Raw genomic sequence first — 24333 nt, 5'->3', positions numbered from 1 at the left:
AAGTTTAACTTTCAGTCAAAAAGCCTTCATAAATTGAGGGCTTTTTGGTTTATATACACAATAAAAACAGCATATAATAAAATGATATTTGCTTTTCTTTCCTTTTAGGTGTTCTCCCGTGGCTATTCATGAAATCCGACATCCGCTTATTCGTCATAAATTAGGGCTATTACGTCGTGCTGATATCAGCACCAAAAACTTCCGTGAATTGGCACAAGAAGTCACCATGTTGCTGACTTATGAAGCGACCAAAGATTTGCCTATGGTCGAGCACGAAATTGCGGGTTGGAATGGTGCAGTCACTGTAGACCGTATTGCGGGTAAAAAAATTACGGTTGTGCCTATTTTACGTGCAGGTATTGGCATGTTAGATGGTTTCTTAAACTTGATTCCAAGTGCCAAAGTGTCTGTACTTGGCTTGGAACGTGATGAAGAAACTTTAGAAGCGCGTACGTACTACAAAAAATTAGTACCAGATGTACAAAACCGTATTGCGATGATTATTGACCCTATGCTTGCCACAGGTTCATCTTTAGTGGCAGCGATTGATTTGCTCAAAGCCAGTGGTTGTAAAGACATTCGTGTGATGGTTTTGGTTGCAGCGCCAGAAGGCATTCAACGTGTAGAAGCCGCGCATCCAGATGTGGTGATCTTTACTGCATCGGTAGATGAAGGTTTAAACCAAGATGGTTATATTGTGCCTGGCTTGGGTGATGCAGGCGATAAAATTTTTGGTTCAGTGCAAAAAGATTAAGCCGAATGTCGGTGAAAAAGAGGCATTAACTGCCTCTTTTTTATATACTCATATAAAGTGCAGCTCGTAAAAGGTTAAGCCATGAAATCTGAACAATATCAAGGGAAAATCAAACAATATAATGCCGAAAAAGGCTATGGATTTATTGCCGCACCTGAAGGTGAAGTGTTTTTCCATATCTCGGATTTTCCTGCGGCTGAAGGCGAGCCAAAGCGCAATGATCGCGTTAAATTTAATGTGGTTCAAAATGGTGATCGTTATAAAGCCATTAATATTGAACCTGTAGAAGATAAATCCAAAAAAGCAAAAAAAGCCAAAGCGGTTGCTGCGAATACGTCGATTACGTCTGCATTGTTATCAAACTTAAAGCGTTAGTTTTAAATGTTTTCATGCACAGAAAAGAGGCATTTTCGCCTCTTTTTTTGTACAATAATCAAAAATTAACGTGAAAAGAGTAATTTATGTTTTTAGAAGGGAAAATAAAAACTTATAACGAAGAACGAGGCTTTGGTTTTATTCAAATAGAAGGAGAGCCTAAAGATTTATTTTTTCATATTAAAGATTTTCCCAATAAAAATATTCCACTAAAAGTGGGAGAAAATCTAAAATTTCGTAAAGTAGAAGAAAATGGCAAGTTCAAAGCAGATAATATTGTCCGTCTAGATATTAAGGTTGCAGTCGAAAGGCATACGCCTCAATCAAGGGCAATTTATACGACAAAGCAGATTCAAAAAAGACAGCAGAAGTCTGAAAATAACTCATCCAATTTTGTGACTTATATGGGTATATTGATTATATTCGTCTTGGCTTATGCAGTATTTAATAAGTACCAAGCTTGGCAAAATAGCCAGCCTGAAGCTTTATCAGTACAAAAAGCAGTAGAAGTTCCAGTTGTCGAACAGAACTTTACTTGTGATGGGCGTGAGCACTGTAGTCAAATGACGTCTTACGAAGAAGCGTTATTCTTTATACGAAATTGTCCAAATACTAAAATGGACGGTGATGGTGACGGCATACCATGTGAGAGTCAGTTTTAATTGTTAAAAAAGAGTACCTTGATTGGTACTCCTATGAATTATTTCGCGTCGCAAAATTTCATAAATGCCCTTAAACCAGGCCCTTGGTATTTCTGACGATGCACCAACATGAATAACGGGCGCGTCAGTTGCCAGAAAGGTGTATCCAAAATTACCAATTGACCTTTTTCTAGTAAAGGTTCAATCGCCAATCGTGAAATACACGACATACCAATTCCACCTGCGACAATTTTTAAAATCGCTTCGTTATGACCCAAAGTTAAACGAATATTGGCATCAGGCAGGTCTTTTAAAATTGCATTGTCAAACACTTCACGGGTACCTGAACCTTCTTCACGTAAAATCCACTCGGCGTCTTCAAAATCTGCGATACTTAAAGCACGGTTTAACTGCGCTAAAGGATGACTTGGTGCACAGCACACTGCAAGCTCATCATCACGCCAATGAATACATTGGAGTTGTGGCAAGTGACAAGAACCTTCAATCAGTGCTAAATCTAGCTGAAATTGGTTTACAGCTTCAATCATTTGGCGGGTATTGCCCACTTGTAACTGTAAATGCGCCTGCGGCTGAATTTGCAAAAAGTCTGCCATTAAATCAGGCATCAAATAGTCACTAATGGTAAGAGTTGCACCTAAACGCAAATCAATACTTTGTAGCTCGCCTTTAGCGGCTTGCTCAAATGCTTCACAACGACCCAAAATTTCTAAGGCTTGTGGCAATAAAAAACGACCCAAATCATTTAGTTGTAGACGCTTACCCAAACGGTCAAACAGTGGAGCGCCTAAGCCATCCTCCAAATCTGCTAAGGCCATACTTGCAGCACTTTGGGTGAGCTTAACGGCATCACTGGCTTTGGTTACTGTCCCTTCTTGGGCAACTGCTACAAAAACCGCCAACTGGCGTAAAGTCATGCGCATGAATCAAGCCTTAACATTTAAAAATATTCATAAATTACCCCAACATGCTAACATGAGCACAGTCTTTCATGCCACGCTCAAATCATGTCAATTGAAAAATTTACTTTAGAAAAAGTGCTTTCGGTTCATCGTTGGACCAACACCTTGTTTAGCTTCATTATGACCCGACCCGCGCATTTTAAATTTACTGCAGGGCAGTTTGCACGTATCGGGTTAAAAGTGGGCGATGAATTGGTAGTACGTGCTTATTCGGTGGTGTCATCACCCTTTGATGAAACTTTAGAGTTTTTCTCAATTGTCGTGCCAGATGGTGCGTTTACTTCTAACTTGCAGCACCTTCAAGTGGGGGATGAGCTGTACTTGGAAAAAATCCCTTATGGTTTTTTGACCTTGGCGCGTTATCAATTGCCTGCCCCACACGATTTATGGTTACTGGCCACAGGTACAGGTCTTGCACCGTTTTTATCCATGCTGCAAGATTTTGAAACATGGACAAAATATCAACATATTTATTTGGTTTATAGCGTGCGTACCGAAGCTGAATTGGCTTATGTCGATAAAATTCACGAGATTGCCGAAACTTTTGGCGAAGGGCATACAGGCTTTAAATTTATCCCAATTATCACTCGCGATCCTCAAGCTGATTTGCATGATCGTTTGCCTATATTAATTGCAAATGGTGAACTTGAACAGGCTGCGGGTAGTGTACTCAACCCTGAAACCAGCCATGTGATGTTATGCGGTAACCCTGCCATGGTCGATGACACCAAAGAAGCCTTAAAAGCGCGTGGTTTAAGCATGAACCGCCGTGGGGAAGGCAATATTGCAGTTGAAAATTATTGGTGAGGATGTGATGCAACTATTCAAATATCAACTGTTCAAATATATAGCCAGCGCAGGGCTGATGTTTATAGTCGCACAAACCGTACAGGCTGAAACGGTGGAAACTCAGGTTGCTGTGCAAGATCACGTACTCATTTATGATGGGCCACTTAGCCCTGAAGCCAACGCACGTGCAGCGGAATTACTTAAACAGTCAGACAAAATTGATACCTTAAAAATCAACAGTCGTGGTGGCGAGATCAGCTTAGGTATTGATTTGGGTAATTTGGTCTTTGGCCATCAACTGAATGTTGAAGTTGGACAGTATTGCTTTTCTTCTTGTGCCAATTATGTATTTCCTGCGGGCAAAGTAAAATATTTAAACTTGCGTAGTCAGTTGGGTTGGCATGGTGGCAGTTTGCAAAAAATGCAATTTGAAAGTGCCGAAATGGAACAAATGTATAATGAATATATTGGCCCAATCCGTGCAAAGGAAACCGCTTTTTTTCAGAAAATTAAAGTTCAGCAAAGCTCAACCATTGCAGGGCAGACTCCTGAATATGAGAAGTATCAAGACTGTGTCGGTTGGCGTTATACATCTAAGAAAATGCGCAGTTTTGGCATAGATCAGGTGCGTTTTAAGCAGGTTTTGTGGCTGCCTAAATCGAGTTTTGAAAATAAATGTATTTTCACAATTCGCTAAAAATTGGTTGTTGAGGTGATCTTCACCATTCATATAAAAACCTCATCTACAACGCTGCAGATGAGGTTTTTGCTTGGTGCGATTCAATTTTGAAAGCAACTTTTGAACGCAATGCTTGAAAGTGACTCTTCAAAGAAATTAGTGCACAAACATATCCATATATTCGCGGATTTCCTGAATCGCGCTATCGACATCGCTACTTAGCCAAGTCGGTTCAAAAAAACCTGCATAATGCTCTAAGCGCTCTTGAGGAACCACCAAACGCACAGGACATTCTTCTTCAAGTAAGCGCCACGGTAAAATTGGCACTTCATTATCCAGAAATGCAGCAATGTTGCGAATATCAATGATCATGGCATTCACACAATCTGGAAATGGCATGACCGAAAATTCTTCGGTACGACGACGGAAATATTCCAAATCGCCCCATTTGAGCAGATAGCTGGGCTTGCTAAATTCAATAATACCAATGAGATGCCCATCACGGGTATAGTGCAAGGCACATTGATGAGTGACGTCAGTGTCAAGATCAAGCGATACACTTTGTTGACGATACGCCATAAAGTTCAAAGTACACAAAAAAACGGTACGTGATTATAGCGCATTTCCCCGTGAGAGGCAGCTTTGTCGATATTGGGCAACATAGGTGGTACTTGAGGTATATTACATCTTTTCACCATCTTGCTATGTATTGTCACACAATAAGCGTGAGGAGCTTGTTAGTATGAAAATTCATCAGATAAATACATAAGTGAGGGGAACATGCCGCATGATTTCAATAAATCACCTCATGTAAACTCAGCTGAAGACATTAAGCGAAAAAAACGTATTCCAGTCTATATGCTTCTACTGGTGGGAATCTTTTTATTGGCATTGCTGATTTACATGATGGCGGATCGCAATCCGAGTCCGAGCGAAGCACCTCCTGGACATCCAAATCCAACCGTACAACAAGCAACGCCAAATAGCACGACAACGGGCACAGCTGGAGATGAAGCACGTGCAGAGGACAGCAATACTGCAACAGCAACAGATCGGTAGTTTAGCCTAAGCGTCAAAAAATCGTATTTACAAATTCAGCCTTGCCTAGATGCAGGGCTTTTTTGTGGATTTTCGCAAGGTTTATTATCCCTCCTTTGTAGAATTGTTGCGATTCTGCATCCCAAGGTTGAATAAAAAATATGCAAATTCTATGGTGGGTAGAGCTTTACTCAATAATTTGAATCGATAAAAAGCAGTTTTGCGCTGTAGTGCAAACCTAAAAATGAAGCTAATCACCATGAGGATTAAACAAGATGAATGATTATTTTAATGGGAACCTACATGGCAGAGGTTTTGATGCCATGTATTATTGGGAGCAATTTCAACCCATTTTAGCTGCAGTCGCAATTTTACTTGTCGGGTGGGTGATTGCATTATTGGTTGCGGGTGGAATTAAAAAGGTTCTACAAAAATTAGGTACCGATCAAAAATTATCAAATGCAACGGGGCATCGTTCAAATATTGAAGTGATTGTGTCGCGGGTCGTGTTTTGGGTGATTTTAATTATTGCGGTCATTGGTGCGCTGAATGTGTTGAATCTGACCAGTGTCAGTGGGCCATTCAGTAATATGATTCAGCAGTTCTTACTGTTTATTCCTTCTTTACTGGCTGCTGTAGCCGTTGCTTTTATTGGGTGGATTTTGGCAAATCTGGTCAAAGTGGGGATGCAAAAACTGTTGGCACGTACCCAGTTGGATGAAAAACTCAGTGCCGATGTCGGTGTGAGTGGTTTAAGTCAAAATATCAGTGAAATTGTTTATTGGCTGATTTTATTGCTGTTCTTGCCAATTGTGCTGTCAATTTTAGGCTTAAACGGTCTGTTGTTCCCTGTGCAAAACATGGTGAATGAAGTTGTGCTGTATTTACCGAACATCTTCATTGCAGGCGTGATTGTTTTTGTAGGATACATTCTGGCAAAAATTGTTCGTGGCATTGTCGAAGGTTTATTGGGTAGCTTGAATATTCAACAGCATGCTGAAAAAGTTGGCATCTTCAAAAATTCAAATTTACCTAAATTACTCGGTTCGTTTGTTTTCGCCTTGGTGATCATCACAGCCTTGATTATTGGTTTTGAGGCACTTGGCATTGAAGCCATTTCACAGCCTGCGACTGCCATGCTGTATGAAATTATGAATGCGATCCCGCATATTATTGCGGCAGGTCTGATTCTTATTTTGGCTTATGTGGTGTCGCGTTTTGTAGCCAATATTGTGGTGGAAGTGGTTGCAGGCACAGGAGTCGATGGTATTCCTGCCAAACTCGACTTACAGCGCTTTTTAGGTACAACTAAAATTTCATGTGTGGTTGGTTATCTGATCGTATTCTTTACCATGCTATTTGCGGTATCTGAAGCGGCGAACCGTTTGGGCTTTGATCAAGTCAGCGGCTTGATTGCCATGTTTATCCAGTTTGGTGCAGATATTCTGTTGGGTGCTGTCATTTTGGTGGTGGGTTTCTGGCTAGCGAATTTGGTCGCCAAAGTGGTACAGCGCGGTGAATATAACAGCTCGCGTTGGTTGGCAAACTTAGTCCGTATTTTAATTATGGGCTTGGTGGTAGCCATGGGCTTACGCGCGATGGGTATTGCAGACTCTATTGTGAACTTGGCCTTTGGTTTAACTCTTGGTTCTGTTGCAGTGGCTTTCGCACTTGCCTTTGGTTTAGGTGGTCGTCAACCTGCAGAACGTGTGTTAACTGATTTGATTGATAAAGCCAAACGTGAGGCGAATCAACCGAATCCGTTGCACAAAACAGAAACGGCAACGTCAGCATCAAATGTGATGACACCTATTGTATCTGAGCAGCCACAAGCGTCTGTAAGTGATGTGACTACAACACCTGAAGCGGCAACTGATCATGCTGTGCCAGATACGTTAAAGGTTGATCCTGAACATCCACCAGTCAATAACCCATTTGGTTCGACAGGTGAGGCTGAACCAGATGTTGATGAACATCCAAAAAATGACCCGAAATAACCTGTTCAAATTTTGATTTGAATCGCTAAGATGATCGACCAATCACCGTATTGGTCGATTTCTTTTCGGCGTTCAAAAAAAAGAGGAAACGATAATGTCCAAATCAGCACCCAATAAGTTTTTTGCCCCAATCGTGATTGCTGGTATCACTATCGGTTTTTTTGTAGCAGCTTATAAATTTGTTTTTGCCAAACCAGAAGTAGCCACAAAACCAACTGAAAATGTTGAGAAAAATCACCCAAAGGAGGATAGACCAAGCTCTTAAATTATGTTAAAAATTAATCAACTTTGGCAGGAATGAGCCAAAGACTGATTTGGATAAATCAGATTAATCGCTTGGAAAGCTTGATGAGGGTTTAAGGGAAAAATAAAAAACTTGGGTTTTAACCAAGCTGAAATATTTGAGTCTTAAAATTCGCGCAAGGATGACAATAATGAGAGAAATCAATATGCTAAACAAATTACGTATCAGTTTAAAAGTTCAAGTGGCAAATTCGTTACCTATGCATCAACAAAATGCTGTGCTTAAAATGCAGCAAACTGAGTCACGTTTGGCAAATACGCCACAATTGGTATTATTTCGTACCGATTATTTAGAATAAAATAACAGGATTCACGTATTGCTGAGTCTTTATAGTGCGTGACGGTGTTAAAGAAAAAGCCAGTTTAGAAAAACTGGCTTTTGTCATTTTGCAATTTGATTAGCAAGATCAATATTGCTCTGTTTAGACTGGAGGCATTCCTAGTTCATACCTTATTCGCATGTCATTTGGAAGCTAGCTTAAACGTACTCCGATGCCGCATGTGCAGATGACCACGCCCATTGGAAATTATAGCCGCCCAAATGTCCTGTTACATCTAAGACTTCTCCGACAAAATACAAGCCTTTTTGTTTTTTACTTTCCATGGTTTTAGAGGAAACTTCTTGGGTATCGACTCCGCCTAAAGTGACTTCGGCAGTACGATAACCTTCTGTGCCCGATGGTTTGACTTCAAAGGCATTTAAACGTGCTGCAATCTGTTCTAGTTTTTCATCACTGATATTGCCAATTGCCGTTTCAGAGAGCGTAGGCCAGATCAGTTGCTGCAATTCAGCCACTACACTTTTTGGCAAATGTTCGCTGAGCAAGGTGCGTAGTAAAACTTTAGGACTTCTTTGCTTTTTGTTTTTAAAAAAGTCATAGAGTTCTAAGTATGGCAAAAAGTTAATTTTAAAACTTTGTCCGACATCCCAATAATTAGAAAGCTGTAAGGCGCTTGGCCCACTCAAACCACGATGGGTAAATAGCAATGCTTCGGTAAAACTATTTAATGAATTTGATAAAGTCGCATCCACCGCATTACCGCTTAAACGTGTAGTGACTTCTTTAAAGCTGTCTGAGAAGGTAAAAGGCACTAAACCTGCACGGGTCGGGTAAACACGATGACCAAACTGTTTAGCAATTTCATAGCCAATTCCAGAGCCACCTAAAGTTGGAATAGATAAACCACCTGTGGCTACAACCACAGCGCTTGCTTGGAAATACCCTAAAGTCGTTGCAATTTGGAAACCTTGATCATCTACCGCATTCACAGCTTTGACTTCACAATTGGTTTGAATATCGACCAATTTGGTTTTTTCACATTCGGCTAAGAGCATGGCTAAAATTTCTTTAGCGCCGTTTAAAGTGAATAATTGTCCGTGTTTGCGTTCTTCATATTCAATGCCATATTCGCAGACTAAATCAATAAAATCCCAGTTGGTATAACGGGTGAGAGCAGAAATGACAAAATGTGGATTATGTGAAATATAATGGTTTGGTTCGACTTCTAAGTTGGTGAAATTACATTTACCACCACCAGACATTAGAATTTTTTTGCCCACTTTATTGGCCTTTTCCAGTACCACAACCGAACGCCCACGTTTGCCTGCTTCAGCAGCCAACATCAAGCCTGATGCACCTGCACCTAAAACAACAACATCAACCTGATGAACCATGAGTATTACTCGGTAGACGAAAAGCGAGTAATTATAAAAGATTTGTGGGGGTTTTAATATACTTTAAGCTTTCCTTGCAACCCACCTGTATGAATGGCCAGGATTCGAGTGTGGGCAGGGAAATGATTGTGCTGGATTAAATCAAGAAGTCCCATCATCATTTTACCTGTATAAATGTGTTCGAGTGGAATTTGATATTTTTGCTCAAAATTTTGAATAAATTTCAATAATTCAGGTGTAGTTTTGGCATAGCCGCCACCACAATAGGCATCGGTTAAAGACCAATTGCTTTTATCGGTCCATTGTTGAATGTCCTGTTTGAGAAAATCACCTTTCAAGGCTGAAAACCCTAAAACTTGCTGTTGTTCCGAGCTACTTTCAATGATGCCCACAATTGTTCCACCAGTACCCACAGCACAACAAATTACGTCATAATTTTCTAAATCATCAGGGGAGAGGATTTCCTGTGTCCCTTGAATGGCAAGGGAATTGCTTCCACCCTCTGGAATAATAAAGGCTTGAGGATATTGCTGTTGAAGTTGTTGTAAATATTCCACTTCATGGCGCAGACGATATTCGGCTCGGCTGACAAAATGCAGTTGCATGCCAAAATCTTGCGCTGTTTGTAGGGTAGGATTTAAGTCTTGAGTCGCAAGTTCTTGACCACGAATGATGCCAATACTTTGAAAGCCAAAGCGTTGAGCTGCATAAGCCGTTGCTGCAATATGATTGGAAAATGCACCGCCAAAAGTGAGGACTTGAGAAAAACCTTGCTGTTGTGCTGCCAAGAGGTTGTATTTAAGTTTAAAAAACTTGTTGCCCGAAATCTGGGGATGAATCTGATCAAGGCGTTTGATGGTTAGTTGAACAGGCTGGGGAAGTTCTAATGTTTGATAAGGGGTAGGAAAAGCAATGTGATCAAACATTTTTTGCGAACGAGAAATGAATTTGACCACATTGTAAATGTATTTGATTGAGAATGTCAGTGTTGGTTTATGAGTCGGTATCCACCGACGTGATCACCGACATACCAGGGCTTAGATTTTCGATCCCTTTTTAATTCGGATCAATGGTGATACGTACCGCTATACGTTGAACGACTTTGGTAAAATTTCCTGTGGGATTGTCAGGTTTAAGTACACTGAACTCTGAACCCGCAGCGGGGGAAATCTGTTCCACATGGCCTGGTTCATTGAGCAATGTCCAAACAATAGGTATCGCTATTCCACGATAGACGATGGCTAACATCAAGATATTGATATCTCGTTTTCCCCATTTCCAGTTGGTTCTATCCAAAGTTAATTGGACTTTATCGAATAAAAATATATTGAAAATTAACTGAGAAATTTGACGATAATCGAAATACTGATCTGCAAAGAAGCGTTGTATACATCGATAAAAATGATTGTGGTAAGCACGTGATGGGTAAGGCTTTAAATGCAGAAGAAAGATTACATGTCTGTTTTACAATTAATGCCAGCATAATCAGTGTAAAACATTTTACATGTGACTTGTTCAACTTTAGATATTTGTTTAAGATGAGATGTAACTCATTGAAATGTATCATCATATTCGTCGTCAGAAAACAAGTATTATGCCATTATTTCAATGAGTTATCTTTTTTTGTCGTGTACAAAGATCGTTTTATCAAAGTAAGTTGAATAACCATAGGGCAGCAATTTACCCTATGGCTTTTTAAAATTTAATGAAAAACTGCTTCCAAAGCATTTAAGCCAACTTTAGGATCGAGTAAACCATTGTAAATCTCTGGAATTTCACGTTCGACACCTAAGAGCTGATAAATGGCAATCATGGCACAACGTACGGAATATTCCACAGTGAAAACCACATCATCTTCAAGCTCTACGAATTGACCTAAGAAAGCAAAGTTGACTGCATTTTCTGGAATGACCAATGGGCGATCACCTGCTTTACGACATGCAAATAGGGCAGAGGCATAAGGCATCATTACTGTGGTAATGTCAGTATGTGCCAACACATGTTCCAAAATGTCATCGAAACCAAGTTGATGAATCAACTCAATTAAAATTTCTTGACCCGTCGCTTCACTCATCGGTTTTTTAATGTAATCGCCGATATGGTCAATTTCAAAACCATAACCCCATAAGGTGAATTTACCTTCTGGTAAGTCAGCAAAATGCGGTTGAGCTGGAACGACCACAGATAGATGCCAACCAGATTCAAACCAAGTCATGAGTGCACCTGTACCCGGTTCATTTCCTGTGTAATCAATAATCCGTTTTAGCAGCACATCATCATGCATGGTGAGTGTAAAGGATTTCCATTTATGCTCATCAATGTTGCCATAGAAGGTCATTGGACGACCAAAATCAGGAGCTTTTTGAGCCAATGTTTCCCACAAACGCCAGCCATGATCTTGTCGATCACGAATCAGCTCAGGAACATCGAATTTATCGCCATAACGTGAATCAGCCGTAATCGAACCTAAAGTAAAGAGCGCAAGATCATGCTCACCCAGTTGAATTTGTTCAGTGCCTTCTGGAATGTTGACATAAAGTTGGGTTGCCTTACGTTCCTTCGTTTGGGCATCTTCGACAAAGTCTGCATCTGTGACATAACTACCGAAACGAACATCAACGCCTTGTTCCACCAACCAGCGTTGTAGAGGATGAATCATTGAATCATATTGATTGTATTTAGTTCGTTTCACACCTGCTAAGGTATGGATGCGTGGTAATTCTTGAATGAAACGTAGAAAATAACGGCGTAATTCCGCTGCGCTATGCCATTTTTGAAAGGCAAACGTGGTTCGCCACATCCGCCAAAAATTACTTTGGAAAAATGCATCATCAAAAAATTCATCAATACGGCGACTACCGATACGATCTTCTTTTAATGCCAGTAGACGTAACATTTGAGCACGGTTGAGCGTTGATAATCCCAATTTTTGAGCTTCTGCAATAATATGATTTGAGTCGATCAAACGTGCTTGAGCATTGGTTTTAACTTGTTCGTTAAATTCACGACATTCTTCACGAACAGAAATGTCTGGATTTTCTAAAGATGGGATGCTTGAAAATAAATCCCAAGTACACAAATAAGTTTCATCAGTTAGCATACGTCCACCACGTGTGACCCATGCTTGGTTCGGATTAAGCGGATTATGTCCACCATCCATCGAACCACCAGAAACATTCAATTCTTCTAAAATATGGATATGTTCAGCTGGCACTTTAGCATCACGAATCGCAAAAGCAGCAGCAGCCATACCAGCTATGCCTCCACCTACAATCCAAAGATGTGATTTAGAGTGGTCTAATGTTTTCAGTCTTTTATTTTGCATCTGATGTGCCTCGGTTGTTGTTCTAAAGAAAATTAAAGCCATAATTTTATTATGGGATTATGTGTTTTAAAAATATATGAAAGTTCTGCTAAAAATCGATGATAAATTATTATCAGAAAAAAACTTTAATAGAAAAAATGGATGCACAATAAAATTTTACTGTTCATATGCTATGTTTTAACTGTTTGATATTGAAATTAAATTGAGTTTTTACTCTATTTTTGGTTTTTTACTAAATATCAAATTGCTTGAAAAATCCTTAAATTTATAAACATAAATCAAAAAAATTATATCTTCTATTATGGTTTTTTAAGTAAAATAAATAATTGAAAATTATTCTAATCTTGAGGTCTATCTTGGAATCATTATTGATTTTAGGCTCTATTGCTTTGGCATTAATGTTGGGGGCAATTAGTCCTGGGCCTACCTTTATTTATGTGGCAAAAAATTCGATAGCCATTTCACGTAAGCATGGTTTATTTACGGCTTTAGGCACGGGTACGGGTGCCGCAATTTTTGGTTTATTGGCGGTGATGGGGTTGCAGGCTATTTTATTGGCAGTGCCTTCGGCATATTTGCTGCTTAAAATTTGCGGTGGTTTATATCTGTTATTTTTGGCTTATAAAATTGTGAAGCATGCCAAAGCGCCTATTCAAACCAATCTTGCACATGGACAGCAAATGTCACTGCGCCGTGCGTTTACTACAGGTTTAATTACGCAGTTATCTAACCCTAAAATTGCAATTGTCTTGGCGAGTATTTTTACGGCTTTGTTGCCTAAAGAAATTCCGAACTATTTTTATGTGGTGCTGCCAATTCTGTGTTTTTTTATTGATGCAGGTTGGTGTTCATTGGTTGCAGTGGCTTTGTCTGCAGAAAAACCGCGTCAGGCTTATATTAAGTTTAAGGCTATTTTTGACCGTGCAGCAGGGGCGGTCATGACAGTATTGGGATTAAAGTTAATTTTTGGGATGAAGTGATTTATTTGTGTAGATACCTATGCCTTTTGGGAGAAGATTGGGATGAGGGTATTCTAATAATTAAAATGTTTGCCTTACTTTTAAAGGATCAAAAGTAACAAAAATCCTTTGTTCGTTAGAGGGCACGTCCGTGTGCCTAACGAACAGGCTACATCCATGTCACCTTTCTGTGCGTTAGTACTTAAATCAATATTCATCCTCTTCGAATTTGATAGATGGAAAGTAATGTTTAGGGTCATATCCGTCACAATATTCAAATGGAATATTTTTAATAAAATCATATTTATTTATAAAATTATTTTGGAGCCATTTTTTTCCAAAACGCGATAAAACATTGAAAAAAAGGATATAAAGCTCAGGGTTTGAAAGTTGAGCACGGTAAATTTTTATTAACTCGTATTTTTCAAAATCACTTAGGATTGTTGATTCATCTACTATTTTTATAGCATTATACATATTTCTAAAATAAGAGCTTAAATGAGTTTGATTGGTTTTCAATAAGCAGCCTCTAAAATCCTTTTCCATTAACCTTTTCTGAATTTTAATAACTAATTCTTCATTAAATCCATTATACCTTGATAGTTTATTTACTATAAATGTCGTCCAACTTCCCTCTATACCAAAGTAAAAAATAACGTATGAGATATCTAATATTTGTGATTTATTGAGTTGGAGATTTTCTTGTACAGAAATTTCTTGAATCGTTTCTAAAATTCGTTTGAACTGAATTTTGAAGGTTACAAAAGCCTTTTTCCCTTCTTTTGGTGGGTGTTGCGGATTGGTATTGGGTAAAGAAATATTTATCAAATGTTGGTTGTGATAATCAATCATTTTAAAAAAATTAGACTTTAAATTATTTTTCTGTGCTTCATCTTTTTGATTAATAATTGTATAAATCAAGAGGAATATGCTTGATGCACTTAAGAGAGTACCTATAACTCCTCCATACAAATTACCTAAAGAAGCTCCTAAATTTGGATCAATCAAGGAGGTTACTCCAATTTGAAAAGCTTTGTTGGTAAAAATAAAATAGGTAGCTAGCAAACTAATAATTATCAAGACTATTGGTAGAACTAAGCAAAAAAACTTTATCCATCTATTCATTATTTATAACTATAAAAAAACCCCACTAAAATATAGCAGGGCTTTTTATCAGTGTCTAAAAATTAAGACACTTTATCACCCGGTTTTGCGCCAGATTCAGGTGAAATCACCCAAACACCTTCGCCATTACCCGCAGCAAGTACCATACCGTTAGAAATACCAAAACGCATTTTACGAGGTGCAAGGTTAGCCACCATCACCACCAATTTGCCTTTTAAATCTTCTGGTTGATAAAATTCACGAATACCACTAAACACATTACGTGGCTCAGCTTCACCTACATTTAAAGTTAATTGAAGCAGTTTGTCTGAACCTTCAACGGTTGCAGCCTCTAAAACTTCTGCAACACGTAAATCAATTTTGACAAAGTCATCAATCGTGATAATTTCCGCTTCACCGACTTTTGGTTCTGCTTTTTTCTCTTTGGCTTTTTCTTTTTTCTTTTCCGTTTTTGGTGCTTCAGCAGGTGCGGCTAAAGAATCTTTAGATGCATCTACCATTGCAGCTACCGCTTTCGGATCAACACGTTGCATGAGTGGTTGGAACAACGCAATTTCATGACCGACTAAAACAGTTTTACGTGATTCAAAGTTAAAGCTATCTAACTGTAAGAAGGCTTGAACTTGTTCAGCCAAGGTTGGCAGTACAGGCGCAAGATAAATCGCCAATTGACGGAATAGGTTAATCCCTACAGAACATACGTCATGAACTTGCTGTTCTTCGCCTTCAATTTTGGCTAAAGCCCAAGGCTTTTTCTCATCAATATATTGGTTGGCGCGGTCAGCAAGCGCCATAATTTCACGAATTGCCGCAGAGAATTCACGCTCTTCGTATGCTTTGGCAATCGAGTCACCTGCAGCAATAAAGCTTTGTACTAACTCAGGTTCAGCGCAGTTTGCACTTAATTTGTTATCAAATTTAGTGTTGATGAATTTGGCACAACGACTGGCAATATTCACCACTTTACCTACAAGATCAGAGTTTACTTTCTGCACAAAATCATCCAGATTTAAGTCAGAGTCTTCAACTTTATCAGACAGTTTTGATGCAAAGTAATAGCGTAAATATTCAGGATTTAAATGCTGTAAATACGTTTCTGCTTTAATAAATGTGCCGCGAGATTTCGACATTTTTTGACCATTTACAGTCAAGAAACCATTTACAAATAAACCTGTAGGCGTGCGATAACCCGCACCATCTAACATTGCAGGCCAGAATAAAGCGTGGAAATATACGATGTCTTTACCAATGAAGTGATAGACTTCTTTGTCTGAATCTTTTTTCCAGTAATCGTCAAAATTTAGGTCAGGGCGTTTGGTTTTTACGTAGTTTTCAAAACTCGACATATAACCAATTGGTGCATCAACCCATACATAAAAATATTTATTTGGTGCGTCTGGAATTTCAAAACCAAAATATGGCGCGTCACGTGAAATATCCCAGTCATTCAAGCCATTTTCAAACCATTCATCCAATTTGTTGGCAATTGAAACTGGCAAACGACCTTCATCGCGCGTCCATTTTTGTAAATATTCACCAAAATTAGGCAATTTAAAGAAGTAATGATCTGATGATTTTTCTACAGGTGTTGCACCGCTCAAAGTCGATTTTGGATTAATCAGCTCAGTCGCGTTATAGGTAGTGCCGCAAACTTCGCAAGAATCGCCGTATTGATCTTCCGCTTTACATTTCGGGCACGTGCCTTTAATGAAACGATCAGACAAAAACATGCCTTTTTCAGGATCAAATAATTGCGTAACAGGACGCACAGCAATATTGCCTGCATCACGGTTTTTGACATAAATTTCGCTGGCACGTGCGCGGTTGGTGTCGCTATGCGTTGAATCATAATGATCAAAATGCACACCAAAACCGTCAAAATCGCGAATGTGTTCTTGTTGCACATTGGCAATTTGCTGTTCAGGGCTAATCCCGTTGGCTTCGGCACGCAGCATGATTGCTGTACCATGCGCATCATCCGCACAGACATAAGTCACGTCATGTCCCATTGCACGCATGGCGCGAACCCAGATATCTGCCTGGATATAACCGAGTAAGTGACCCATATGGATCGGACCATTGGCGTATGGTAGGGCGTTAGTGACTAAAATTTGACGCACGGATATAACTCTCTCAAATAGGGACGATGCAATTAGGGCAATTTTACCTTAGATAGCACATAGATGCACAAGGGATTCCAGGAATTCTTTTCAAATCCGCTTAGAAGGCTAAATACAATATCGAAACAAGCTCTTGGTCTGCATTTGAAGATAAATCATGTCAAAAACCAAGCAATATACTCAGAATTAAGTATTTCAGTGATAGCACGACTTAACCTTATACTGAATTATCGTTACACTATCAAAATCGCGGTATTTCCAAACTTTGGAGTAAATCTATGTCTTGGCTTTCTTCACTTAAATCAGTTTTTTCACCTTTGCATACGGTGAATGAGGAAGCTATTCAGCACGTGCTACAAAGTTATATATTGCCTGAATCTGAACATGCTTTAAAAGATCGTATTTCTCAAGTGAATGTGCAAGGTGATATTCTGCAAATCACCATCAATACTTATCCTGAAGAAAAACAACATTTACAACAAATTCATGATGAACTGGCAGATGCTTTAGAAAAATGCGGCATTAAAGAATTGAATATGCATGTGATTCAGCAAAAAACGGGTCAAGCAAAGCAAGAAAGTTGTGGTCATCAACATGCTGCGGGCGAAAGCTGTTCATCATCTACTCAAGCTCAGACTGTATCTTCTAATTTACCACCAGTGGTCGATGCTGCGGGTCAAAGCTCAGCGCAAGAAGCAGATCCGAATAATCCACCTATTCAAAAAGCTGCGCCACAACAGCGTGATGTGCCAAAACATCCACGTATTCAAAACGTGATTTTGGTGTCATCAGGTAAAGGTGGGGTAGGAAAATCTACCACAACTGTAAATTTGGCCTTAGCGCTGCAAGAATTAGGCTTAAAAGTTGGTGTATTGGATGCCGATATTTATGGCCCAAGCATTCCTACCATGCTGGGTAATGCGGGCAAAACCCCTATGATTGAGGCTGAGCAGTTTGTTCCATTAGATGCTTTTGGTATGCCAGTTTTATCCATCGGACATTTAACGGGTGATCATAATACACCTGTGGCATGGCGTGGGCCCAAAGCGACTGGCGCATTAATGCAGCTTTTTAATCAGACCTTATGGCCTGATTTGGATGTGCTGATGATTGATATGCCGCCAGGCACAGGTGATATTCAATTAACACTGGCGCAACGTATTCCAGTAACGGGTGCAGTCATTGTGACGACACCGCAAAATGTTGCATTAATGGATGCCGTGAAAGGGATTGAACTGTTTAATCGGGTGCAAATTCCTGTTATGGGCGTGATTGAGAATATGTCGACGCATATCTGCTCAAACTGTGGCTATGAAGAGCAAATTTTTGGTCAGGGCGGTGGCGATAAACTGGCAGAACAATATGACATTCCGTTGCTAGGACGTTTGCCTTTAAATGTTAGTATTCGTGAAAATGTCGATGCAGGCACACCGTCTGTAATTGCTGGCGATGATGCTGCAGACAGTTATATTGCGATTGCCCAACAGATAGCAAAAAAACTGCCTAAAGCTGAAAAAGATCATAATCGTATTTTTTAAGTGCGAATTGAAAAATAACAGTTATTGTTGCCTTATAAGTATTTCAATAGCTAGAAGCTACTTAGGATTAGTGTGCCTGTAAATGGGAAATGGCGGAAATTTAAATTATCTTGGCGCTTTAAAAGTAGCTAGTTTTCATTAATCTGGTTTTCAGTTAAAGTACAGCACAGTTTAAACATTCATATTTTGGATAGAAAATAAATGGCAATTAAGTCTGATCGTTGGATTCGCGAAATGAGCGAAAAACACGGCATGATTGAACCGTATGCTGAAAACCAAGTTCGTTTTGACGAAAATGGCGAAAAACTCATCTCTTATGGGGTGTCTAGCTACGGTTATGACGTGCGCTGTGCGCGTGAATTTAAAGTCTTTACCAATGTTCACTCAGCAATTGTTGATCCAAAAAACTTTGATGAAAAAAGTTTTATCGATATTGAATCAGACGTGTGCATCATTCCGCCAAACTCTTTTGCTTTAGCGCGTACTGTTGAATATTTCCGTATTCCGCGTAATGTCTTGACGGTGTGTTTGGGTAAGTCGACCTATGCGCGTTGCGGTATTATTGTCAATGTCACTCCGTTAGAACCTGAGTGGGAAGGGCATGTCACCTTAGAATTCTCTAATACGACTAATTTGCCTGCACGTATTTACGCTGGCGAAGGCGTGGCGCAAATGCTATTTTTTGAATCAGATGAAGTTTGTGAAACCTCGTACAAAGACCGTGGTGGTAAGTATCAGGGGCAAACAGGTGTGACTTTACCTAAAGCATAACTGATAGACTAATTCAGATTAAAAGAAAGCGAGCCGAAAGGTTCGCTTTTTTCATTCATCGGAAAGCTGTGCTGTTTAGCCAGTTTTTTTTGCATTTGTATTAATATTCAGCATAATTAAATTTGAGATTGGTTTGGCATAATCACGTTTTTAAGGATAAAAACACCCTAATAAATAGCCAAGTCATAGATAAATAAAAGAAAGATGCGGAGCATCAGATAAAAGGAAGGTCGAGATGACTGAACACGCAATTACTTTCCCTTTTCGTAAGCGTTGCTTAGCCACTGCGATAGGCTTATTTTTGGCGAACCCGAGTTATGCTTTACAAGCACTCTCCGATGACTCTTTGTCAAATACCACAGGCGAAGGGGTTGCTTTAGTCCTTGATGATTTCAAAATGGTGTTTCAGCAACCGAATGACCTATCAACAGGGTCGAGCTATACACGTGGGTTAGAAAACCCAAGTCAATATGATACGGGCTTTATTCGTATTATCCCGACGGGGGAGAATTATCAGAATATTTCAGAACATACCTATAAGAAAGTTTATAATCAGGTTTATGATGCTGAATATTTGGCAGGTGTTTCAACTACATCAACATTATATCAAAGTACCTATACAACGACTTTTAATAACTATAAAACACAAAATTATAGCTCTACAAAAACAGCAGTGAGCAGTGAAATCTCAGTTGGTGTACGTCAAAGTCTAGTGGCAGAATACTTTGAATCTGACCTAATGCAAGAATATTATCAACAGCGTTATACTGATTATTATAATGGTAATGTGTGGCCATTAGGTGTTGTCGATGATGGAACTACAAAAGAAAGTTTAAGTACTTTAGGGTTGAAAGGTGCTTCGGAAAAAGCTGCCTTGAAAAATACCTATGAAATGATTGAAATTTTATATGGTAATAGAAGTAGTCAAACTGTACCTTCAACACAGTGGACGCAAGGGGTTACAAGAGTTAATCATATTGATACTGAGGTTGCTCAAACTGTAGAAACTGTAACTCAAGAGCGGCTAAACCTTGAGGGTGATAAAGTTGCAAAAGCATCAGCTACAAATGCAATCAAAGAATTAGAATTATTAGCAGTAAATAACGCAACTCAAGCAGCAAAAACAGCAGCAGCACAAACTTCAGTGGGTTCACTCAGAACTAAAGCAGATGTCTTTATTTATGGTTTAGCATTATCTAAAAGTGATAACTCATTAAGCAGTCGTTATAGCAATCAAGGCTTTAACTGGGGTTCAGCAGATAACCCATGGTTATTCCGTGCAGGCACAGAAAAAGTAAAACAATTTAAAAATATAGAAAAAGAAGTGGGTTATTTAGCACTAGAGGCACCACTCGCGACTACTACGCCAACTGAAAGTGATAATAATATTAAATTGGGTTTTTGGACTGATATTTTCTCACGTCAATTAAATTCAAGTGCTGAAGTTGATCCATCTACAGGTGCACCAAAATCTGGCTTAGATAAAGAGCATCGTTTGCGAACCCAATTTGTTGCTAATGGTTTAAGTTTAAATGGATCGCAAACAAGATTGTTCCAAACCTTAGATTCAGATAATCCAAATCATCATCAAACCTTGGGTATGGCAAGCCTTGTACGTTTGAATACCAACGACAACCCTGCAAATTTAAGTATTGATGATGCCAATTTAGACAGTAAGGGCATACGTATTAGTACCGCAGCAAAATCAGATGCTTTAGATGGGACAGCTGTTACTCCAGCTATTGACCGCTCACTCGCCCCTGTTTTTCATGATACCGAAGGTCTGTATTTGTATAGCCCAAATATCAATTTAGTTTTGGGTAATATGTATCAACCTTTTGTGGTTGGTTCTGAGGGCAATAATATTGTGCTAGAAGTAACACGTATTCCGAATGTTCCTGAAATTTACAATAAAATTTATCAAAATTATGAAGATGGAAAGGGTGGGTATTTAGGTTCTACAGCATTTACAGGTTCTACCTGTAATGTGGTGAGTTGTGGCACACCGCTAAAAGCCAATGTCAATGACAGTGCTGCGATGTATCAAGGACGTAATGCGACGCATAGTAGTATTGCAATTGGTACTGTAGAACGCTTGCCAAATAATATGTTGCGTGCCAAAGATCATACGGATGCCACAGGTGTTGTATTTAAGGGTGTAGATGGTACTGCTAAGAATCTAGGTTCAGTTGCAATAGATGGTGTGCTGATTCAGCACCTTAAATTTAAAACAACAGGTCTATAAAAGGAGAATCATCATGTTGAAAAAACTGTCTTGTATTGCATTGATGTGTAGTCCTTTGACCCATGCCAATTTAATTGCACTGGAAAATCATGAATTAACGCAGGCTACTGGTCAAGGTGGAGCAGACCTCAGTTGGACGTTATCGTTAAACCATGAATATGCCGAAAATTTAGAACTCAGCAATATTTCTAAATTTAATGGTGGGACTAAACCTACAGAAGTTTATTATCGCTATAGTAAAAATTGTGCTGACAATAATGTGCTTTGTCGTTTAGCGATTGCACCCAATAACCATGAAGATAATAACGGCAATAAAAAATGGCTGGTATTTAAACAAATTCAGGGCACCATACAAATAGATAAATTTTCTTTAGATGGCACGACTATTATTAATCATAAAAATGACCCACAAACGGCAATGCAGCTTAAGTTTTATGATGATAAGCCATTAAAAATAAGAAATTTGGGTTTTGCAACCATGGCGATCGAAACAGGTACAGGGCAGGGAGCAAATGAAGGTTATGCAAATTCAGAGGTATATACCAAATTTCAAGGAAGAAATTATCAACAAGATGGTAGTTATAACTTAGTTCAGCAAGATGTACCTTTGTTTGATCAGGGCGCTGAAAAAGGATTTATGGGCTTAAATATTCACGGCAATATGCACATGTCTGGCAATGTGAAAATATTTAGCTACAACTGTACAGGTTCAGCAGCAAGTCGTTGTTGAATATAGGATTAAGTACAGTATAGGGAAATAACAATGAAAAAAATAATGCAGTTGAATTTATTAACATTGAGCGTACTTTGTGCGCAACAAGTGTATGCTTTAGAGCTGATTGCAGACCAGCATTTGTCTGATGTAAGTGGGCAAGATGGTATTGTAATCACCCATGAAATGTCTAAAGCCACGATTAATCAAGTCAATTGGTATGATCCTGATTTAGTGGCTGGAACTCAACAGGGTTTAGGCTTACATAATGTAGAAATTAAAGGACAGAATAACCAGCCTATTATCAGTAAGCTTGCTTTAGATGTGGGGAAAACTGATGTTGGCGCAGGTGTGCGTATCGATGCGAGTATTGATGCTTTTCAATCGACTGCAGATTTAAACTTGGTCAAAAAAAACTGTGTCGGAAATAGTTGTACTAAAGAAACACAAAGCTTGGGTCAGTTCGGCTTAGAAACTAAATCACCTTTAAAAGTTTTATTAGAAACCAAAGCAGGTTTATTCAATCAAAATGAAACGGCACATTTAAACTTCCAGTTACAGAATGCCAAAATTAGTCATGGTTTAGGTAAGCATGAATTATCTATGCATGATTTTAACTTTAATTTTGCGACTGACGGCTATATGTACATTGATGCCGATGAGGGATTGGTCTTTACCACTAAAAATGGCACCACCGACCATTTTGTGAATCTTGGACGAGTGAAAGACCTGAGTGATGTTGCTAGTAGCCGACAAAATGCAACTAACCCTGGGGTCAATATTGACTTGCGTTATGATGATAAAAATTTAATTCGCTTTGGTGCATCAGGTGCGGTAAGCAATGCGAAATTGTTTTTTAATGGGCATCAAAAAAATGTTGCCAATTTTGACGTTTCGAATAAGGTCAATGGTGTAATTGAAACTAAAAATACCGCAGTTACAGGCTACGATACTGTGGTGGGGCAAGGTGGTTTGCATTTGGGCTTATCTGCTGATTTTACCAATCAAAATACGGCAGGCTTGGCTGCAGGGCAATTACCAACAACCTTAGAAATTGGGCACACAGGAAAAGGCAGTTATGCGGTTGAGTTTTCGAATTTAAGACCGCTAACCACACGTGATGCACAAGGTGCTTTGCACAATAAAAATGCTTATATTGATTTTGGCGATATTTATATTAATACCGTACAAGCGAAAAACCTCAATTTTTTAGTCAATGAAAATATTAAAAATACCATTGGTGCAACCAGTCCTATTTTAAACCAGTTGCTATCGAGTAAGCTTGAAGGTGACCAGTTCTCACTGATCGCTGTTCGTGGTATGGACTTTCAGTCTATTGCAGCCAAAGCTAGAATTATTTCTGACAACTCTTTAAATGAATTGACAGGAGATGGTGGTTCTTGGGGTATTGGGATTCCAATTTATAATTTAAATGCCAATGTGGCCTTGTCGGGTAAACAATATCTGTCACCTTATGATGGAACGAACAAAACTGGAATTGGTTATAACGCTATTGTTTCTACCGAAGGTTATGGCATTGATTCAAAAACAGGCTTACCAAGTACCACTTCTATTATCTTAATTGACGGGCAAGACAGCCTGCATGCTGGTGAAGCTGTCAACTATTATGCTGGTTTAAGAAATATTGATGCATTAATTCAGTCCGACGGTGTGATTGGTTATGAAGATGAAGGGATTTATATTCGTGCAGATCATTTATTAGTTGCAGCAAAAGCAGAGTTAGCGATTGGACAATTACCAGGTTCGAAATACAACTGCGTCACAGGATCAACTAAATGCGGTGGTTTTGTACCTTACGATAATTTCTCTAAGAAAGATGATGTGTTGACCACAATTGCTTTTAAATTAGATGGCAATGGTGAATTGTTGGTAATTCCTGGAATGGATCCAACCGATACTAATCCGAACTCAAACTTTTTGTCTTTTGATGCGAACTTTAAGTTTAGAAGTCTAGATAGCACAGAACAGGCTGATCCGAAGAATTTAGGTAGTTATTTTAGTTTGATTAATGAAGATCAAGTGAATAATGAAACTGTTCAAACGTCTTCTATTAACTTGAATCGTATGGAAGGTCATTTAGGTGTCAAAGGAAAAGTCGTCGTCAGTGCAGATACGGTCACTTTAGACAATCAAGTGAAATTTAATTATAAAAATGATATTGCTCAACCCTTTAAAACAAACTTTGCAATGTCTACCAATGGCAATATGCAGAAAATCGCATCTGTCGCACTTACAGGTGGAACCATGCGCAGCACATTGGGCATTACGCCACGCTAAAGGATAGAA

At 39.0% G+C, this 24333-nt stretch carries 22 protein-coding genes and 2 pseudogenes; 15 read left to right on the top strand and 9 right to left on the bottom strand.

Annotated elements, in window-relative coordinates:
* Positions 1-118: 118 nt before the first annotated feature.
* From upp to FTT74_RS03845, 3 genes are all read left to right on the top strand, one after another.
* On the top strand, positions 119-754 hold the full coding sequence (gene upp / locus FTT74_RS03855) for a uracil phosphoribosyltransferase (RefSeq protein WP_004975475.1): 636 nt from the start codon (positions 119-121) through the stop codon (positions 752-754).
* Positions 755-835: 81 nt separating this feature from the next.
* Positions 836-1129 carry a cold-shock protein gene (locus FTT74_RS03850; protein WP_004975478.1) on the top strand — a complete coding sequence of 98 codons (294 nt, stop codon included), beginning with the start codon at positions 836-838 and terminating at the stop codon, positions 1127-1129.
* 86 nt (positions 1130-1215) lie between these two features.
* Positions 1216-1791 carry a cold shock domain-containing protein gene (locus tag FTT74_RS03845; RefSeq protein WP_179988595.1) on the top strand — a complete coding sequence of 192 codons (576 nt, stop codon included), beginning with the start codon at positions 1216-1218 and terminating at the stop codon, positions 1789-1791.
* 38 nt (positions 1792-1829) lie between these two features.
* Here FTT74_RS03845 and gigC read toward each other — a convergent pair whose 3' ends face one another.
* A complete protein-coding gene (gigC, locus tag FTT74_RS03840) occupies positions 1830-2711 on the bottom strand; it encodes a LysR family transcriptional regulator GigC (RefSeq protein ID WP_019837525.1) in 882 nt (293 codons plus the stop codon).
* A gap of 84 nt (positions 2712-2795) precedes the next feature.
* On the opposite strand from gigC, the gene FTT74_RS03835 reads away from it, so the two are divergent.
* Together FTT74_RS03835 and FTT74_RS03830 are read left to right on the top strand one after the other, a co-directional pair.
* Positions 2796-3557 carry a ferredoxin--NADP reductase gene (locus FTT74_RS03835; RefSeq protein ID WP_179988594.1) on the top strand — a complete coding sequence of 254 codons (762 nt, stop codon included), beginning with the start codon at positions 2796-2798 and terminating at the stop codon, positions 3555-3557.
* 7 nt (positions 3558-3564) lie between these two features.
* Positions 3565-4236 (top strand): hypothetical protein, encoded by a 672-nt coding sequence (locus FTT74_RS03830; protein WP_154320450.1) that lies wholly within the window; start codon positions 3565-3567, stop codon positions 4234-4236.
* Between the two features lie 138 nt (positions 4237-4374).
* Here FTT74_RS03830 and FTT74_RS03825 read toward each other — a convergent pair whose 3' ends face one another.
* On the bottom strand, positions 4375-4797 hold the full coding sequence (locus FTT74_RS03825) for a hypothetical protein (protein WP_004975486.1): 423 nt from the start codon (positions 4795-4797) through the stop codon (positions 4375-4377).
* Between the two features lie 201 nt (positions 4798-4998).
* Between FTT74_RS03825 and FTT74_RS03820 the strand changes: the two genes are divergently transcribed.
* The 4 genes from FTT74_RS03820 (at position 4999) to FTT74_RS03805 (ending at position 7855) form a co-directional block, all read left to right on the top strand.
* Positions 4999-5277 carry a hypothetical protein gene (locus FTT74_RS03820; RefSeq protein ID WP_179988593.1) on the top strand — a complete coding sequence of 93 codons (279 nt, stop codon included), beginning with the start codon at positions 4999-5001 and terminating at the stop codon, positions 5275-5277.
* 254 nt (positions 5278-5531) lie between these two features.
* Positions 5532-7253, top strand: a complete 1722-nt coding sequence (locus FTT74_RS03815; RefSeq protein ID WP_179988592.1) for a mechanosensitive ion channel — start codon at positions 5532-5534, stop codon at positions 7251-7253.
* 94 nt (positions 7254-7347) lie between these two features.
* Entirely contained in the window at positions 7348-7518 is a 171-nt protein-coding gene (locus FTT74_RS03810) for a hypothetical protein (RefSeq protein ID WP_179988591.1), read from the top strand.
* A 169-nt stretch (positions 7519-7687) separates the two neighbouring features.
* Positions 7688-7855: a hypothetical protein gene (locus FTT74_RS03805; RefSeq protein WP_179988590.1), complete on the top strand. Its 168-nt coding sequence runs from the start codon at positions 7688-7690 to the stop codon at positions 7853-7855.
* 179 nt (positions 7856-8034) lie between these two features.
* On the opposite strand, the gene FTT74_RS03800 is transcribed toward FTT74_RS03805, so the two are convergent.
* From FTT74_RS03800 to FTT74_RS03780, 5 genes and pseudogenes are all read right to left on the bottom strand, one after another.
* A complete protein-coding gene (locus tag FTT74_RS03800; protein WP_179988589.1) occupies positions 8035-9231 on the bottom strand; it encodes an NAD(P)/FAD-dependent oxidoreductase in 1197 nt (398 codons plus the stop codon).
* Between the two features lie 53 nt (positions 9232-9284).
* Complete coding sequence (locus FTT74_RS03795; RefSeq protein ID WP_104853251.1) at positions 9285-10157, bottom strand: 1-aminocyclopropane-1-carboxylate deaminase/D-cysteine desulfhydrase; 873 nt, start codon at positions 10155-10157, stop codon at positions 9285-9287.
* Positions 10158-10224: 67 nt separating this feature from the next.
* Positions 10225-10416: pseudogene (locus tag FTT74_RS03790) on the bottom strand (HlyD family secretion protein); the annotation flags it as partial.
* A pseudogene (locus tag FTT74_RS03785) lies at positions 10411-10798 on the bottom strand (IS4 family transposase); the annotation flags it as partial. The pseudogenes FTT74_RS03790 and FTT74_RS03785, both read right to left, overlap by 6 nt.
* A gap of 135 nt (positions 10799-10933) precedes the next feature.
* Positions 10934-12556, bottom strand: coding sequence for an oleate hydratase (locus FTT74_RS03780; RefSeq protein WP_179988588.1), 1623 nt, complete (start codon positions 12554-12556; stop codon positions 10934-10936).
* A 356-nt stretch (positions 12557-12912) separates the two neighbouring features.
* Between FTT74_RS03780 and FTT74_RS03775 the strand changes: the two genes are divergently transcribed.
* Positions 12913-13536: a LysE family translocator gene (locus FTT74_RS03775; RefSeq protein WP_179988587.1), complete on the top strand. Its 624-nt coding sequence runs from the start codon at positions 12913-12915 to the stop codon at positions 13534-13536.
* Positions 13537-13722: 186 nt separating this feature from the next.
* On the opposite strand, the gene FTT74_RS03770 is transcribed toward FTT74_RS03775, so the two are convergent.
* Both FTT74_RS03770 and metG read right to left on the bottom strand, forming a co-directional pair.
* Positions 13723-14523, bottom strand: a complete 801-nt coding sequence (locus tag FTT74_RS03770) for a putative phage abortive infection protein (protein ID WP_228278934.1) — start codon at positions 14521-14523, stop codon at positions 13723-13725.
* 179 nt (positions 14524-14702) lie between these two features.
* On the bottom strand, positions 14703-16760 hold the full coding sequence (metG, locus tag FTT74_RS03765; protein WP_004975504.1) for a methionine--tRNA ligase: 2058 nt from the start codon (positions 16758-16760) through the stop codon (positions 14703-14705).
* 278 nt (positions 16761-17038) lie between these two features.
* On the opposite strand from metG, the gene apbC reads away from it, so the two are divergent.
* The 5 genes from apbC (at position 17039) to FTT74_RS03740 (ending at position 24324) form a co-directional block, all read left to right on the top strand.
* Positions 17039-18298 carry an iron-sulfur cluster carrier protein ApbC gene (gene apbC, locus FTT74_RS03760; protein ID WP_179988586.1) on the top strand — a complete coding sequence of 420 codons (1260 nt, stop codon included), beginning with the start codon at positions 17039-17041 and terminating at the stop codon, positions 18296-18298.
* Between the two features lie 201 nt (positions 18299-18499).
* Positions 18500-19069: a dCTP deaminase gene (gene dcd, locus FTT74_RS03755; RefSeq protein ID WP_004975507.1), complete on the top strand. Its 570-nt coding sequence runs from the start codon at positions 18500-18502 to the stop codon at positions 19067-19069.
* A gap of 235 nt (positions 19070-19304) precedes the next feature.
* Positions 19305-21314 (top strand): hypothetical protein, encoded by a 2010-nt coding sequence (locus tag FTT74_RS03750; RefSeq protein WP_179988585.1) that lies wholly within the window; start codon positions 19305-19307, stop codon positions 21312-21314.
* 13 nt (positions 21315-21327) lie between these two features.
* Positions 21328-22044 carry a hypothetical protein gene (locus FTT74_RS03745; RefSeq protein ID WP_004975509.1) on the top strand — a complete coding sequence of 239 codons (717 nt, stop codon included), beginning with the start codon at positions 21328-21330 and terminating at the stop codon, positions 22042-22044.
* A gap of 33 nt (positions 22045-22077) precedes the next feature.
* Complete coding sequence (locus tag FTT74_RS03740; protein ID WP_179988584.1) at positions 22078-24324, top strand: DUF6160 family protein; 2247 nt, start codon at positions 22078-22080, stop codon at positions 24322-24324.
* Positions 24325-24333 lie beyond the last annotated feature (9 nt).

The sequence above is a fragment of the Acinetobacter sp. YH01007 genome (genome assembly GCF_013420425.1).
Taxonomy (GTDB): Bacteria; Pseudomonadota; Gammaproteobacteria; order Pseudomonadales; family Moraxellaceae; genus Acinetobacter; species Acinetobacter towneri.
Note: the sequence above shows the minus strand (reverse complement) of the source record. Positions and strands in the feature narration are given on the sequence as shown.